Annotated in this window: 12 protein-coding genes; 2 read left to right on the forward strand and 10 right to left on the reverse strand. The window is 63.5% G+C overall.

Translation table 11 applies throughout. The features are described 5' to 3' along the window. Positions 1 to 18: 18 nt before the first annotated feature. From bcsA to ACVI9W_RS01310, 7 genes are all read right to left on the reverse strand, one after another. Positions 19 to 2,616 carry a UDP-forming cellulose synthase catalytic subunit gene (gene bcsA, locus ACVI9W_RS01280; protein ID WP_461528915.1) on the reverse strand — a complete coding sequence of 866 codons (2,598 nt, stop codon included), beginning with the start codon at positions 2,614 to 2,616 and terminating at the stop codon, positions 19 to 21. Further along, on the reverse strand, positions 2,613 to 3,347 hold the full coding sequence (gene bcsQ / locus ACVI9W_RS01285; protein ID WP_461528916.1) for a cellulose biosynthesis protein BcsQ: 735 nt from the start codon (positions 3,345 to 3,347) through the stop codon (positions 2,613 to 2,615). Before bcsQ ends, bcsA begins: the two co-directional genes overlap by 4 nt. Further along, positions 3,344 to 3,556, reverse strand: coding sequence for a cellulose biosynthesis protein BcsR (bcsR, locus tag ACVI9W_RS01290; RefSeq protein WP_157192917.1), 213 nt, complete (start codon positions 3,554 to 3,556; stop codon positions 3,344 to 3,346). Before bcsR ends, bcsQ begins: the two co-directional genes overlap by 4 nt. A gap of 23 nt (positions 3,557 to 3,579) precedes the next feature. After that, positions 3,580 to 5,178 (reverse strand): cellulose biosynthesis protein BcsG, encoded by a 1,599-nt coding sequence (gene bcsG / locus ACVI9W_RS01295; RefSeq protein WP_461528917.1) that lies wholly within the window; start codon positions 5,176 to 5,178, stop codon positions 3,580 to 3,582. Further along, entirely contained in the window at positions 5,171 to 5,359 is a 189-nt protein-coding gene (locus ACVI9W_RS01300; protein WP_157192919.1) for a cellulose biosynthesis protein BcsF, read from the reverse strand. The genes bcsG and ACVI9W_RS01300 overlap by 8 nt, the downstream gene beginning before the upstream one ends. Then, complete coding sequence (gene bcsE, locus ACVI9W_RS01305; RefSeq protein WP_461528918.1) at positions 5,356 to 6,915, reverse strand: cellulose biosynthesis protein BcsE; 1,560 nt, start codon at positions 6,913 to 6,915, stop codon at positions 5,356 to 5,358. Before bcsE ends, ACVI9W_RS01300 begins: the two co-directional genes overlap by 4 nt. Before the next feature lie 211 nt (positions 6,916 to 7,126). Then, on the reverse strand, positions 7,127 to 9,838 hold the full coding sequence (locus ACVI9W_RS01310) for a cation-transporting P-type ATPase (protein ID WP_461528919.1): 2,712 nt from the start codon (positions 9,836 to 9,838) through the stop codon (positions 7,127 to 7,129). 191 nt (positions 9,839 to 10,029) lie between these two features. Here ACVI9W_RS01310 and ACVI9W_RS01315 point away from each other — a divergent pair, with 191 nt between their 5' ends. Beyond that, positions 10,030 to 11,058: a GlxA family transcriptional regulator gene (locus ACVI9W_RS01315; protein WP_461528920.1), complete on the forward strand. Its 1,029-nt coding sequence runs from the start codon at positions 10,030 to 10,032 to the stop codon at positions 11,056 to 11,058. Between the two features lies 1 nt (position 11,059). Here ACVI9W_RS01315 and ACVI9W_RS01320 read toward each other — a convergent pair whose 3' ends face one another. Genes ACVI9W_RS01320 through ACVI9W_RS01330 form a run of 3 tightly spaced genes read right to left on the reverse strand, consistent with a single transcriptional unit; the run spans position 11,060 to position 13,732 of the window. Further along, entirely contained in the window at positions 11,060 to 12,361 is a 1,302-nt protein-coding gene (locus ACVI9W_RS01320; protein WP_461528921.1) for an MFS transporter, read from the reverse strand. Positions 12,362 to 12,399: 38 nt separating this feature from the next. Then, positions 12,400 to 13,344: a D-2-hydroxyacid dehydrogenase gene (locus tag ACVI9W_RS01325; protein ID WP_461528922.1), complete on the reverse strand. Its 945-nt coding sequence runs from the start codon at positions 13,342 to 13,344 to the stop codon at positions 12,400 to 12,402. Positions 13,345 to 13,384: 40 nt separating this feature from the next. Beyond that, positions 13,385 to 13,732 carry a RidA family protein gene (locus ACVI9W_RS01330; protein WP_232478182.1) on the reverse strand — a complete coding sequence of 116 codons (348 nt, stop codon included), beginning with the start codon at positions 13,730 to 13,732 and terminating at the stop codon, positions 13,385 to 13,387. A 281-nt stretch (positions 13,733 to 14,013) separates the two neighbouring features. Here ACVI9W_RS01330 and ACVI9W_RS01335 point away from each other — a divergent pair, with 281 nt between their 5' ends. Next, positions 14,014 to 15,420 (forward strand): NAD(P)/FAD-dependent oxidoreductase, encoded by a 1,407-nt coding sequence (locus ACVI9W_RS01335; protein ID WP_461531775.1) that lies wholly within the window; start codon positions 14,014 to 14,016, stop codon positions 15,418 to 15,420. Positions 15,421 to 15,428: the final 8 nt, after the last annotated feature.

The following is a 15,428-nucleotide window of genomic DNA, read 5'->3' on the forward strand; positions in this document are numbered from 1 at the left end:
GAGACAGGAATGAACGCTTCATGTCGTACTCTTCATTGAGTCGGAGGGAATGGGACGCGGCATCCGCGGGAAGAAACTGAGCAACCAGCGGGTTGCGCCAATGATCGGCATGGCCGGCAGGCGCACCCAGGCCGGGGCATATTCGATGACCCGGTAGTAGCCCATGGCGCCCAGCGCCAGCACATCGAAGAAACTGCGCAGGGGGCGGTCCGGTACATGGCTGTCGCTCCAGCCAAGCCAGTTGTCGGCGCGGGCGAAGGTGCACTGTACGTAGTCGATGCGTTGCTGCACGGTCAGCTCTGCCAGGCTGATACCGACCTGGCGCTCGACGCTGCGCATGACCCGGCCGGGGAACACGAACTCGCGCCCGGCCCGCTCCAGCAGCAACTGCACCTGGGTGTCCGGCGCCAGCGCGCGGGCGCTTTCCAGCTCGATCCCGGCACCGTTGTCGGAGTAGTCGTAGAGCAGCCCCGGATAGAGGTGGCCATCCGGCAGGCGCAAGGCCGCCGGCAGCTTCACCGGTACACGCTGGAAGCGCCGTACCTGGCGAACTTCAGCCGCTACCGCCAGGGCCGCACCGATCAACAGCAGGTTGTAGATCACCCACAGCGAACTGACGATCACCGTGCCGTACTCGTTGCTCGGCCCGTAGTAGAAGCGCCACACCGCGAAGGCCAGGCCCACCACGTTGAAAGCGGCCAGCACCAGGTAAGGCCGGGCGATGCGCCAGTCGAGCCGGTCGCTCTCGTTCATGCCGCCTTTGACGGTGACGTCGAAGTTGCCGCGTTTGGGCGAAAACAGCGCCACCAGGGTCGGACGCATGATGTACCAGGCCAGCACCGACTCGTAGACCTCGCCCCAGAAGGTTTGCCGGTACGGCCCCTGGACCCGCGAGTTGACCAGGCTGGCATGCAGCATGTGCGGCAGCACATAGAGCAGCAGCAACACCGCCGGGGCATAGATCACATAGGCGTGCAGCAGCAGGAACGCCAACGGCGCGGTGAGGAAGACCAGCCGCGGCAACCCGGACAGGAAGTGCAGCATGGCGTTGGCGTAGCACAGGCGCTGGAACAGGCTCAGGCCCTTGCCCAGTAACGGGTTGTCCATGCGGAAGATCTGCACCATGCCGCGTGCCCAGCGAATACGCTGACGCACATGGGCCGCCAGGCTGTCGGTGGCCAGGCCCGCCGCCAGCGGGATGCGCATGTACGCCGAGTTCCAGCCGGCGCGGTGCAGGCGCAAGGCGGTGTGGGCGTCTTCAGTGACGGTCTGGGTGGCGAAACCGCCGATGTCGTCCAGCGCCGAGCGGCGCAATACCGCGCATGAGCCGCAGAAGAACGTGGCGTTCCACAGGTCATTGCCATCCTGGATCAGGCCATAGAACAACTCGCCTTCGTTGGGTTTGCGACGGAACGAGCCGAGGTTGTGCTCGAACGGGTCGGCGGAAAAGAAGTGGTGCGGCGTCTGCACCAGGGCCATTTTCGGGTCCTGGAGGAACCAGCCGACGGTCAACTGCAAGAACGCCCGCACCGGGATATGGTCGCAGTCGAACACCGCGACCAGATCGCCGGTCAATTGCTCCAGCGCGTGGTTGAGGTTGCCCGCCTTGGCGCCGCGGTTATCGTGACGGTCGATGTAGCCGACCCCGATCTCTTTGGCGAACGCCCGAAACGACGCGCGGGCACCGTCATCAAGGATAAACACCTTGAGCTTGTCACGCGGCCAGTCCAGGCCGAGGGCGGCCATGACCGTGGTGCGCACCACCGACAGGTCTTCGTTGTAGGTCGGGATCACCAGATCGACGCTCGGCCACAAGCGCCGGTCTTCTGGCAAGGCCAGCACCGGCCGGCGCAATGGCCAGACGCTTTGTATAAAACTGAGGATCAGCACCAGCCACGAATAGGTCTCGGCCAGCAACAGGATCATGCCCAGGATCAGGTCGAGGTTGCTTTCCCAATGCAGCGTCGAGGTGTAGCGCCACCACAGGTAACGACAGGAGATGGTGATCGACAGAATGATCATCATCAGGGTCGGAAAGCGCCCGGGCATATAGCGCATCAGCAGCGCCATCGCCCCCAGGGTGACGACGAATACCAGCTGGGCATAGAGGTTGAACGGCGAGGTAATGCACAGCAGCGCGATGACCATCCCGACCACTGCCAGGGTCCAGTAGAACACCCGCTCGCCGGTCGAGCCGCTCGCCTTGATCCGCCGTTGCGTCTGCGCCAGGGCGTCGCTGCGGCCGATAAGCCGCGGCAACCTGCGCATCAGCCCCACCAGCGGCAGGCGTACCCGTTGCACTGAAGTGTAGAGTCCACGGCCCAGGCGTTGCCCCCAGCGAATGCCTTTACCCCGTTTCAGATCGGCACCCCGTGCCGGGCGTGCGGGCCGTAGCAGCAACAGCCAGAGGGTCTGTACCAGGCCCCGCAGCGGATCGCCCAGGCTCGGACGCTTGTGCGCAAGCTGCGGGTAGTACTGACGCCAGTTACGCAACAAGCGTTGCCACTGCGGCGAGTCCAGGCGCAGAAACACCCAGGCCAGACTGGCACCGATGCTGAGTACGACGGCCGTGAACGGACGGGCGCCGCGCTGGCGATAGGCGCGATAGCGATTCATACGCGCTGTGCCTCCTGTGCCAGTAGCCAGGTCGCCAGGCTGCGCACGTCATGGCTGGCAAGGGAGTCTGGCGCGTAATGGCCCACCGGGCTCTTCCAGGCCAGCGCACCGGCCATAGCCTCGTCGCGGTGGATCACCTGGGGAATCAGTTGTGCATGGCGCTCGCCCCAGAGCAGCAACAGGTCGCGTTGCAACTGGCTGATCGGGTCGAAGCGGTTGACCAGCAACAGGTCGTCGCCCGCCCCTTCGGTGCTCAGCAACGCATGGCAAGCGGCGTCCGTCTCGACGACCCGGACACGCATCGTCGCCTCCGGCAACAACGGCAGCGCCGTTTGCCCGGCGGGTAGCGTGGCGGGCAGGTCCAGCAGGATCCAGTCAAAGTGCGCCTGCAAGGTTTGCAAGCGTTGCGGCCACTCCTGTGGTTGGGTCTGTTGACGCTGCGCCAATGCGCCCAGCTCTGCCGCCGACAGCTGTCCGAATGGCAGCAGGCACAAGCCCTGCACCACCTGCAGCAAGGCTTCGCTCCAGCGTCCCTCGGCGTCCTGGTCGACCGTGGCCCAACCCTGCTCCGCATCCAGGGCCAGGTTGCAGTGCAGGCGCAACAGGTTGCGCGGGTGCAGGTCGATCATCAGCACGCGCTGCTGCAGCAGGTGCAAGGCAAAGCCCAGGCCGGCAACCACCGAGGTCGTGCCGACGCCACCACGAATACCGCTCAGTGCCACCACCGTCATAGGTTCGGCGCCTTGTGACTGACCTGCGTTGGCGTCACGTCGTGATCGCTCGACCAGCCCTCGCTTTCCGCCAGCAACGGCCAGCGCCGGCAGGCGGCAAGCAGCTCGCCTTCGCGGCTGATGTCCTGGTACGGCATGTCTTCATCGCCCAGGCGCTGTTTGAGCCGGGCGATGTCATCGCTATGCAGTTTCCGCTCGTCCTCGGTCATATCGCCTCCTGTTTTTTCGCGGCTCATTCGGGATACAGCATCCATTGCGTCTGCCCCTTGATGCGCACATAGGGTCGGCCCTGGAACTCGACCACCGCAGAATCGGAGTTCTCCGAAACCGCCGCGGTGGTCGGCAGGTCGTGGGTCAACGCCGCCAGGTCGAGCGGCCCGCCCTGCTGCGCATACAGCCGGGCGATCAGCTCGGAAACCGCCAGGTAGCTGGATGGCGTGGTGACATGCAGAGGCCCTTGCTGGTCGTTTTCGCCCATGTTGATCAGCTTGATGACCGCCGGTACGTGGGTGATGGAGCGCGACGGGATCTCGCGCATGCCGGAAATCTGCATGCGGTCGCCGTGCACCGCCGCGCCATGTTCAGGCACCAGCACCAGCACCACGCGCCGCCCGCTTTGCTGGATCATGTCGATGAACTGGTCAATGTCGCCGAGGAAGTTCTTCGCCCGCTCCTGGAACGAAGCGCGCCGGGTGCTGCCATCGGCATTGGTGATGCGGTTGCCGTCATGCAGGGTGATGGTGTTGTAGAACAGCGACACCGCCGGTTTCTGCTCCTTGATCCGGTGCGTCCACCAGGCCTGCAGCACGTCGTGATCGCGGGCAATGTTGGCGCCGTCGTACGACTTCAGGGCGGTGGGGAACTCGTCGCTGCTCATCAGCGGTGCAGGCAGGTGCTGACCGGCGAGGAAGGTCATGTACTTGCGGGTGATCGGGCCGTTGTGGTTGAGCATCAACTCGGGGCTGTAACCGAGCTTGGCCAGGTTGTCGAACAGCATGCACTGCTCGTTCGCCGGCTCGTACAGTTTGATGTGATGCGGTTGGCCACAGCTGGCGCGCAGCATGCGGATCGCTGCCGGGCCGCTGTACGAGGTGGCCGAGTTGAAGCGGTCGAACACCACGTTCATGCGCCGGAACAAGGCGTTGTCGCGCATGCCGGCATCTTCCAGGTCGTCCCAGGCCAGCGAGCACACGTTGAGCACCAGCAGGTCGAAAGGTTCGGCCGTGGGGTTGCGCTCCGGGAAACGGGTCATCTTGCCCGCCTGCTCGCGGTAGAACTGCTCCAGCCAGGCATCGATGGCCTTGCTTTCGGCCAGCGGGCTACTGGCGCCCTGGGTGGTGCCCGCCTCGCTGGCGACCGACTGCACCGGTGCACTGATCGCAGGCAAAGCGCCAGCGAGGTACACCCACAGCAACAACGCGACACTGACCAGTGTCAGGCGCACCCAGGGGGCAATGAACAGGTAGGCCAGAGCGATGGCGAGAAGCACGCCGAGCACGTCCCAGTTGACGAAACGCCCAAGCAGATCGATGACGTAGTCGACGGAGAACGCCAACACCTCGGACTGCTCGAACAGCCTGCGAAACGGCGGGTACCAGGTGTCCTTGTAGAGCAGCGCGGCTCCCAGCGGCACCGCAACGACGTTGCGCAGGCGCGGTAGCCATGGCCCCGGCAAGGGCAACAGCAACCCGGCCGCGAGCAGCAGATTGAGCAGTGCGTTGAAGTCCAGCAGGCCCATCCATAACAAGACAAACTTGGCAAGAAAGTACAGATTCCATAGCCCCAGTTCCGGCCATTTCAGTACCGGCGCTGTGGCGACCGCGTCACTCATGGACGCCCTCCTTTTCGGCATCATGATTAATCCGCACACCCCGGGCGATCAGGTGGCGCGGCGGCAAGCGGCGATTGAACCAGGTGACCAGACGCTGTCCCACCAGGAACAAGGCGATCGCCAGCGGTGCAGTCAATACAGCGGTGAGGCCAATGACCCACAGCAGTTCTTCGTAGGTCATTGGCGCGCCTCCAGCGCTTGCAGGGAAATCTTCTGTGGTTGCAGCGGCCGGAACGCCTCAACGTCCGGCTGCGCGTCAGTCGGCTCGAGCACCAGGGCGTCGACCGGGGCGCTCTCATCGGACTGGAACTGCGGCATCGACAATACTTGCGACGGCAGCACACTTTCGTAACCGGCGAGCACATCCTGCCAGGGCAAGCGGAATACATTGCGCAACGCGGCGTCGACCAGCGACGGGCTGCAGGCGAACAGGAACAGATAAGGCACATCACCGGCAATGCAGGCGATATCGCCATAGCGGCGCAGTTGCAGCTGCTGCAACACCACCGCTGGTGTCAGGGTCGGCAACGGCTGCAAGCGCAGCAACTGGTGACGCACCTCGGTGCCGACGGTGTTGTCGGCCATCTTCTTCGCCGCGGCGGCGAACGCCCGGGGCGACAGGCTGCCACGCACCTGCAGGGGCTGCAGGCGGGCCAGCAGCGCAGACGGTTCGGCCGCCATCGGACGCTGCCAGCGGTGCCCCTGGATAGAGCGCACCAGGGTCAGAAAACGCAGAAACGGCGTGCCCAGCGGCACGACCAGATTCGCGCCGCTGGCCAGCAGCAATTGTTCTTCGTGCTGACGCAGGCCTTGCAGCATCTCGCGCACCACCAGCTTGACCGCGCGCCCGCAATGACTACGCAACTGGTACAGGCGTCTGGCAAGTGCGTTGACATCGTCGGTGCCGCTCAAGGCGAAGATCACCGTCGCCGCCTGCGCATCCATGCCCCGCTCCAGCAGCGCGTCCGGGTCGTCAAACAGTTGCCATTGCGCAGTCGGTGGCGCCTCGCCGGCCAGCACCGCAGTGTCTGCCAGGACCTGGCGCTGATCGTTGGTGATTGGCGCGGCGTTGTCATCCTCAGGGCGAGGCGACACGCGGAAACCGCTGCCTTCGTCGAGCAGGAGGAAATCATGCGGGCCGTTGACGCCCGCGTCGTTACTCCAGAAGTGCACCAGCAGATGCCGCGCGCCTTGGGCAACGTAGACCTGGGCCAGGCCGGAAATGTTGTCGTTGTGGCGCAGCAGAATATCCAGCAACGCCGGCGGCGGTGTATCGCCGACAACCAGCAGCGTGCTGCCCACCGAGCGCAACCAATCCTGGGCACGAGAGCACCACAGCGCCAGGGACTCGGCCACCAGTTCATCCCAGCCCTTGTGCGGCACCCGGATCAGCCAGATCGCTCGTTCGCCGCCGCGTACCCGTGGTACGTCCTGGCGCACCGCCTGGATCATGCGTCTGGGAGACATCGCCGGGAGGTCGAACAGGGTCAGATGCCCTGGCCCGCGGCCATCGGGAATCGCCTTGACCAGGTCGCGCGAGGCGCCGGCGGCATTCACCAGCAAGGCCCGCGCCGAGGCTGGCAGGCTCATCAGTAACTGCGTGCTCAGCCGGTCAGCGGTGTCCGGCGATTCGCAGGCCAGCCAGTACAGGCCACCGGTGCGCATTTCTGCTTGTCTGTCGGGAAGACCGGGCAATACCGGTGTCGACGAATGCAATAGCCACCTCCATGAGGGCATTGGACTTCAGTCCATCCAGTCGGGCGCGTTTGCAAAACAATGCACGCCATACACGCCTCGATCCTGTCGAGGGTGCTGGGGGTTAAAAATAGAACGGGCCTGCAGCAAAGACTTTAGACCGAATTTCTCAAGTCGTAAGACGTTTGCCCGGCAGCAGGAAAAATCCTGAAGCGGTAGCACACCCTGCAGCACAGGGTGTGCAAATACGTAGCTAAGCGCTCTTGCTCGCCTTCCAACGGCGCACCACCAGTTTTTCGAGTTCCACCGCGAAGAAAACCAGTACGCCAATACCCAATGCCACCATCCAGTTACTGAACGACAGGGGCACGGTATGGAACGCCGTTTGCATGAAGGGCGCGTAGGATATCAGGCACTGCAGCAAGATCAAGCCGAGTGTCACCGTCAGCAGCGCGCCATTGCGCAGCAAGGCCAGGTTCAGCGAGAACTGATCCTGCAGCCGGCAGTTGAACAGATAGGCCCATTGCGCTGTCACCAGGGTGTGCAGGACCATGGTGCGGATCGTGTCGGTGTCCTGGCCATCGGCAACCATCCACGCCTCCAGCAGGAAGGCCGCAGCCGTCAGTAGCACACCGACAAACAGCACCCGCCACACCGCGTAGGCATTGAGGATCGACTCGCCGGCTTTCCTCGGTGAGCGGCGCATCATCCCCGCCTCGCCCGGCTCGAAGGCCAGGGCGAAAGACAAGGTGGTGGAGGTCGCCATGTTCATCCACAGAATCTGCAACGGTGACAACGGCACCACCGCCCCGACCAGCAACGCCATGACAATCAACAGTCCTTGGGCCATGTTGGTCGGCAGAATGAACAGCACGGTTTTCTTCAGGTTGTCGTATACCCGCCGCCCCTCGCGCACGGCATTGGCGATGGTCGAGAAGTTGTCGTCGGTGAGCACCATGTCGGCGGCCTCCTTGGTCACCTCGGTGCCCTTGATGCCCATGGCGATACCGACGTCGGCCTGTTTCAGTGCCGGGGCGTCGTTGACGCCGTCGCCGGTCATGCCGACGACCTGGCCGTTGGCCTGCAACGCCCGCACCAGGCGCAACTTGTGCTCCGGGCTGGTCCGGGCAAACACTGAATAGTGCATGACCAACGCTTGCAGCGCGGCATCGTCGGTCTGCTCCAGCTCCTGGCCGGTCATGGCGCGCAGGTCGTCACCCATGCCGAGCATACGGGCGATGGCCACGGCAGTATCCGGGTGGTCACCGGTAATCATCTTGACCTGGATGCCCGCCTGCTTGCACAGGGCGATGGCTTCGATCGCCTCGGGCCGCGGCGGATCCATCAGCCCGGCGACACCGAGAAAGACCATGCCCTGGCGCAGGTCGTCATGCGCAATCTCGCCGCCCGCGCCCGGCACCGGTCGGTAAGCCGCAGCCAGCATACGTAAACCCTGCTCGGCGATATGGCTCATCTCGCGTTCCCAGTAGGCACGATCCAGCGCTTCGGGGCCGTCGGCGCCCAGTTGCTGCTGGCACATGTTCAGCAGCACGTCGGGGGCGCCCTTGAGGTAGATCAGGCTTTCGCCGTCGACATCACAGCGCCGGGCCATGTACTTGTACGCCGAGTCGAAGGGGATCTTGCCCAGGCGCCGCACGTCCACAGGTGCCAGTTCGGCCTTGCGCGCCAGCACTTTGAGCGCCCCTTCGGTAGGGCCGCCGACCACCGTCCAGCGCCCGTCTTCATCGCGTTGCAGGCTGCTGTCGTTACAGATGTCCACTGCGCGGATGAACGCCGCCAGGTTGCCGTGCGCGGTCCAGTCCAGCGCCTCGGTGGCACCGGCCAGGGTAATGCGGCCACGAGGTTCGTAGCTCTGCCCGCCTACACCGTAGAACCGGTTGGCCGTCAGCACGTGCTTGACGGTCATCTCGTTCATGGTCAGCGTGCCGGTCTTGTCCGAGCAGATCACGTTCATCGCGCCCAGGGTTTCTACCGTCGGCAGCTTGCGGATGATTGCCTTGTTGCGCGCCATGCGCTGCACGCCGAGCGAAAGGATGATCGACACAATCGCCGGCAGCCCTTCCGGTACCGCCGCAACGGCCAGGCTGATCAGTGACAGCGACAGCTCACCCAGCGGATAGTCGTGCCAGAAGAAGCCGATGATGAACAACAGCACCATCATGCCGATGATCAGCTGGAAGATCCGCTTGCCGAGCTGGGCGATCTGGCGCAGCAAGGGCGTCTCGGTTTCGTCCACCGTGGCGATCATACGGTTGATCTTGCCAAGCTCGGTGGCAGTGCCGGTCTCGACCACCACGCCTTTGGCGTTGCCGGCGCTGACACTGGTGCCGGAGAAGGCCAGGTTGCTGCGGTCGGCCAGTTGTGCCTCGTGGTCCAGCGCTTCGGTCTGCTTGGCAACGGTGAGCGACTCACCGGTTAGCATCGACTCCTCGACCTGCAACTGGTGCACTTCGAACAGGCGCACATCGGCGGGAATCTTGTCGCCCGGACGCAACACCACGATATCGCCCGGCACCAGTTCACCGGCATCGACCTCCAGCTTCTGGCCGCCGCGCACGACGCGGGCCGTACTGCTGAGCATGCCGCGCAAGGCGGCCAGGGATTTCTCGGCCTTGTTCTCCTGAAAGAATCCGATCGCGGCATTGATCAGCGCTACGGTGATGATCACCAGGGTATCGGTCCAGTGCCCCATCAATGCCGTGGCCAGCGCGGCCGCCAGCAGAATATAGATGAGCACATCGTTGAAGTGCCGGGCAAAGCGCAACCAGATCGGCTCGACAGCCTTGGCCGGCAAGGCATTGGGACCCAGGCGCAACAAGCGGGCCCCGGCCTCCTCAGGAGTCAGGCCCGCCGTGCTGGTGTGCAGGTCGACCATGGTTTGTTGTGTACTTTTGCGGTACCAGGGCCGTGCGGTGCTGCGCGTTTGCGGTTGCAATGATCCCATGGTGTCCTCCCGGCGTTCGTCCTGAGGTGGAGGCCAATTTTGCGCGCTGGGCGCCAGGGGTACTTGATGCAGATCAGCAGTGCAGGACTCTGCCCGCAGACACCTCAGCACAGCCGGCAAAAGGCCGGTGATGTACTTGTGCAAAGGCTCGGAGTAGGATCGTTTTCGTCCTGCATAGCCTGAGCAGTACCGTGAAAACCCAGAGCCATTTCGAAGCCCCGCACGATACCCCGGCCCAGCACCTCAAGCCCGACCTGCGGGTTGCCTTCGTGCTCATCGATCAATTCACCCTGACGCCAGTGGCCGGTTTCGTCGACTCGTTGCGCTTTGCTGCAGACCGCTCCTTCGACAGCCGGCAAATCCTCTGCCAATGGGACTGGCTGAGTGTGAGCGGCGAGCCGGTCAGCGCCAGCTGTGGCCTGCCCATCGCCCCGACCCAGCGCCTGGACCCGGATGCCCACTACGACTATGTGGTACTCGCCGGTGGCCTGTTATCCGGGGTCATGAACCCCGCCCCCGCGCTGCTCAGCTACATCCATCAACTGCACCAGCGCAAGGTCCCGATCATCGCCCTGTGTGCCTCCTACTTCACCCTTGGCCTGGCGGGTTTGCTCAAGGGCCGGCGCTGCGCGGTGCACTTCACGGTGCGGGATGAATTTGCGGCGCTGTTCCCCGATACCCAGATCGTCGTCGACAAGGCTTACGTGGAAGACAACGGCATATTCACCTGCCCGGGTGGCACGGCGTTCGAGCTGGCGGCAGAGATCATCAGCCGTCACTGCGGTAAACGCCGGGCGCAGAAAGGCCTCGAGTACTTGCTGGTCGATGACGAGGAAGTCCAGCGCAGCACTGGCGCCGATGTCGCCCATGTCTACCAGGACCCGCTGGTGCAGCGCGCCATCGACTACATGCGCAAGCATCTGGACAGCCACTGCACACTCAAAGAACTGGCCATCAGCCTGGATTGCAGCGAACGCCAGTTGCATCGCGCGTTTCTGCTCAACACCGACCAGCCGCCCGCCCAGTACTGGCGCAAGCTGCGCTTGCAACAGGCGCGCAAGTTGCTCAGCGACACCAGCCTGCACGTGACGCAGATTGCCTACGCCACGGGCTTTTCCGACGCCTCGCATTTCATCCAGCAATTTCGCAAATGCTATGGCGAGACGCCGCATCTGTTTCGCAAGATCCGGCACCAGGCCGAGCGGTTGGTACGGCCGTAAATCAGCGAACGTAGCGCGGGTTGGTTTCCGGCGCCCAGAGCAGGCAGACCACCGCACCGATGACCAAAGCGGCCACGCAAGTACCGATCGCCACCGAAGTACCGAAGCGCTCCATCACCACCGGCAGCAGAAACGTGCAGGACGCCGCGCCGATGCGGCTGGCCGCCACCGACAGGCCGACCCCCGATGCGCGCAACTCGGTGGGGAACAGCTCAGAGGTGTAGGCAAACTCCAGCACCCCGGAGCCGGCCATGACAAAGGCGAACACGGCGAACACTCCGACCACATAGACCGCCGGCATGCCGCTCCAGGTGGCTAGCACGAACAGTGCGATGGCGTTGATGGTAAAAGTGCCGATCAGAAACGCCCGGCGCGTCAGCAGGTTGATCAGCATCAGCCCGACAACCGAACCGGCCAGCAGGAAGATGTTGTAGACCAGGCCACCGGTGTAACTGTCTTCGACCTTCAGCGCCGAGAAGATGCGCGGGATGAAGGTGCTCATGGCGAAGTAAGGGATCACCTGGCAGGTGTAGAACACCGCACCCACCAGGGTGTTACGCCGATGCTGGCGACTGAACAACTGGCTCCAGGAAGCTTTCGCCCCGCCCTTCTCTACCTTCGGCAGATTACCACCGCCGAGGCGATCGATCACCTCGCGCGCTTCCCGCTCGCGGCCCTTTTTCATCAACCACAACGGCGACTCCGGCGTGCCTTGCCGCACCAGCAGCACCAACAGCGAAGGCACCGCACTGCTGAACAGGATCCAGCGCCAGGCATCGTCGCCCATGGCCTGCATCAGGTAGCCGATGATGTAGGACACGGTGAAACCGAGGGTCCAGGCCACGGCCATCAGCGCCAGCAGCGGCCCGCGGAAACGCCGCGGCACCAATTCTGCGACCAGCGATACACCGACAACGAAATCCGACCCCAGGGCAAACCCGAGCAGCAGGCGCAGCACCAGTAGTTGTTCGGCGTTCTGGGCGAAGAACTGCGCCACCGAGACGACGCAAAACAGCGCCATGTTCCAGCGATAGATATGCTTGCGGCCAAAGCGGTCGGCGATCGGCCCGGTCAGCAGGCTGCCGAGGAACAAACCGATCAGCGCGGCGCCCCCGAGCAGGCCCAGCGACAGCGCGTCCAGGCCCAGCGGCGTGGTCGCCAGACTGATGGCGATACCGATGATGCCAAGCACGTAGCCGTCACAGAACTGGCCACCGACACCACCGATGGCCGCCTTGATGTGCAGGGGCCGAACGGGAGACTCATCGAACGAACGGGTACTGGCTATGTCGACGTTTTGCATGACCTACCTCTTGTTGTTTTTATAAGCGGGATCGGTGATCAGGACGCGTGCGAAACGAAAGCGCTAACGTTGTCCAGCGCGGTATCCATCAGCCCTTGCGTGGCCTCGGCACTGCTCCAGGCGATATGCGGGTTGAGAATCAGGTTGTGAGTGGCGGCCAGGTGCAGCAGCGGCTCGTCGAGGGTGATCGGCTCGTTGCTCAGCACATCGAGTGCTGCGCCGCCAATCTGGCCCGACTCCAGGGCATGGATCAGGTCCGGCTCGTTGATCACGGCGCCGCGTGCGGTGTTGATCAGCACCGCGTCATGCTTCATCCAGCTGAATTGCTCACGGCCGATCATGTGCCGGGTCTGTGCGGTCAACGGGCAGTTGATCGAGACCACATCGCTGCGGCGCAGCAACTGCTCCAGCGTCAGGTAGCGCTCACCCTGGTAGTGGCCATCGCGATCGAAGAAGTAGACGTCCATCTCCAGGCGGCCAGCCAGCTCCGCCAATCGCTGGGCGATCGGGCCATGGCCGATGATGCCGAGCACCTTGCCGCGAATGTCGCGGATCGGGTAGTCGAAATAGGTACCGCTCCACGCCCGCTTGCCAGCGCGAACGTCCATCAGCAGCTGGTGGTAACGGCCGACATTGCGCAGCAACGCAAAAATCATCGCCAGCGCATGTTCGGCCACCGCATGGGTACCGTAGCCGGGCACGTTACTGACATGAATCCCGCGGCGCCGGCAATAATCGAGATCGACCACATCGGTGCCGGTCATGGCCAGGGAGATCATCTGCAGCGCCGGCAATTGCTCCAGATGCTCCACCGAGATCGGCACGCCGCTGGTGATGGCGATGGTCGCGCCGGTCAGGCGTTCAACCATCTGCTCGGGTGCGGTGTAGTCGTAAAGGGTCCAGCTATGGGGAAAAGGCAGCTCCTTGATCCGCACGCTTTCGGCGAAGCCGTCACGGTCGAGGAATACGACGTCATGCAGCATGGACACCTCCTGAAGGCATCTATTGTTTTTGTTTTTTCCATCAGCTGACGGCGCACGCCTGGATTTCCAGGCGGTATCGGCTGTCGGCCAACGCTGCGCCCACGCAGGCACGCGCCGGCGGGTTTTGCTGATCGACCCAGGCGTCGTAGACCGCGTTCATGGCGTCGAAGTCGGCCATGTCGGCGAGCCAGATCTGCACACGGGTGAGGTGGGACTTGTCGACCTTGGCCATGGCCAGAATGTCTTCCAGTTGCTGCAGCACGTCGCGGGTCTGGGCGCCGATGTCCTGGCGCAAATCACGGGCGACGATGCCAGCTGTTTCGATCCTGTCTGCGCTGATCACGCATTGGCTGTAGCGGGCGTTGCCGCCCAATCGTTGTAGGTTCACGCCGACCTCTCTTGTCATTGTTATGGGGGCTGTACGGGTACTGTGCCGGGCTTCGGCGAAAAGTCTGTGGCCAGTCGCGGGCAGCAGGCTAGGAAGAAAATGACGATAAACAGGAGAAATCTGCAAAATTAAGAAATCTTGTTAATATTTTCTCTCAGTAAAAAATACTGTTGTTTTTTTACATTTCTGGCGATAGCTTCGACGGCATAAAAACAAACGCCCTGGAGATCACCATGACCTCGATGACAGTGGGCCAGACCGTGCAACGCACGAGCACCCCGATGAAATTCCCCGCCGTTGCGCCGTTGAAGCGCAGTTTCTGGCTGCAGTGCGCCGAACCTTCCTTGCAGCCTTCGCCCGCCCTGCAAGGCACGCATACGGCTGACATCGTCATTGTCGGCGGCGGCTTCGTCGGTTTGTGGACGGCGTTGACCATCAAGGAGCACGAACCCGATTGCCGGGTCATGGTGCTGGAGCAGGACGTCTGCGGAGGCGGCGCCTCGGGACGCAATGGCGGTTTCGTGATGTCGTGGTGGCCGAAAATTCAATCGCTCGGCTCATTCTGCTCCCCGGAGCAAGCGCTGTTTCTGGCCAACAGTGCCGAGCGGGCCATTAGCGAGCTGGGCGAGTTTTGCCTGCAACACAACATCGACGCTGCCTTCAAACAAAAAGGCTGGCTGTGGACCGCCACCTGCGAAGCCCATATCGACGCCTGGAACGGCACCCTGGCCGCCTGCAAGCGCGTGGGTGCCGAGCCTTTCGAGCGCCTGTCACGCCAGGAAGTGGCCCGGCGCACCGGCTCGGCCGTGCACCTGGCGGGGGTGTTCGAACGCAGCAACGCCACCGTGCAACCGGCAGCGCTGGTGCGCGGCATGCGCAGGGTGGCGATCAATGCCGGCGTCGAGGTTTATGAAAACACCGCGGTCAGCGACATTCAGCCGGGACGCCCGGTACAGATCGTCACCGCCAATGCCCGGGTCGCCGCCAAGCATGTGGTGCTGGCCACCAACGCCTGGTCTGCCGCCATCCCGGAACTGGCCAAGCTGTTTGTTCCGGTCGGCAGCTCGATCGTGGTCACCCAACCCATTGGCGAACGCCTGAGCAGCCTGGGTTGGAGCGGTGCCGAAGCCATCACTGACTCGCAATTGCTGGTCGACTACTACCGCACCACTGCGGATGGGCGGATTGCCTTTGGCAAGGGCACCGGCGCCCTGTCTTACGGTTCGCGCATGGGCAAGGTGTTCAGTGACGACGCCGAAGGCATCGGCCTGACCACCGCCGACCTGCGGCGCACCTACCCCATGCTCGACGATGTCGAGGTCACTCACGCCTGGTCTGGCCCGATCGATCGCACCTACGACAGCCTGCCGGTGTTCAACCACATCAACGGCAGCGACAACATTCATTACGGCATCGGCTGGAGCGGCAACGGCGTAGGGCCGAGCCGCCTTGGCGGGCGCATCCTGGCCAGCCTTGCGCTGGGCAGAAACGATCAATGGAGCCGCTGCGCGCTGGTCGGCCGCCGCTGCAAAGCCTTCCCGCCCGAGCCGCTGCGCTACTTCGGTGGCGCCATGGTCCGTGGTTCGGTGCTGCGCAAGGAACGCGCGGAACTGAGTAACAACAAGGCAAACCGGCTCGATGTGATGATGGCCGGTTTCGCCCCTGCTGGTCTTGAAGACAAATCCTGAGGAAACGC

The organism is Pseudomonas sp. 210_17 TE3656, assembly GCF_054821965.1.

Bases quoted from the DNA above. Each gene is read 5' to 3' on its own strand.
- bcsA (WP_461528915.1), bottom strand. From the start codon at position 2,616: ATGAATCGCTATCGCGCCTATCGCCAGCGCGGCGCCCGTCCGTTCACG.
- bcsQ (WP_461528916.1), bottom strand. From the start codon at position 3,347: ATGACGGTGGTGGCACTGAGCGGTATTCGTGGTGGCGTCGGCACGACC.
- bcsR (WP_157192917.1), bottom strand. From the start codon at position 3,556: ATGACCGAGGACGAGCGGAAACTGCATAGCGATGACATCGCCCGGCTC.
- bcsG (WP_461528917.1), bottom strand. From the start codon at position 5,178: ATGAGTGACGCGGTCGCCACAGCGCCGGTACTGAAATGGCCGGAACTG.
- ACVI9W_RS01300 (WP_157192919.1), bottom strand. From the start codon at position 5,359: ATGACCTACGAAGAACTGCTGTGGGTCATTGGCCTCACCGCTGTATTG.
- bcsE (WP_461528918.1), bottom strand. From the start codon at position 6,915: ATGCCCTCATGGAGGTGGCTATTGCATTCGTCGACACCGGTATTGCCC.
- ACVI9W_RS01310 (WP_461528919.1), bottom strand. From the start codon at position 9,838: ATGGGATCATTGCAACCGCAAACGCGCAGCACCGCACGGCCCTGGTAC.
- ACVI9W_RS01320 (WP_461528921.1), bottom strand. From the start codon at position 12,361: ATGCAAAACGTCGACATAGCCAGTACCCGTTCGTTCGATGAGTCTCCC.
- ACVI9W_RS01325 (WP_461528922.1), bottom strand. From the start codon at position 13,344: ATGCTGCATGACGTCGTATTCCTCGACCGTGACGGCTTCGCCGAAAGC.
- ACVI9W_RS01335 (WP_461531775.1), top strand. From the start codon at position 14,014: ATGAAATTCCCCGCCGTTGCGCCGTTGAAGCGCAGTTTCTGGCTGCAG.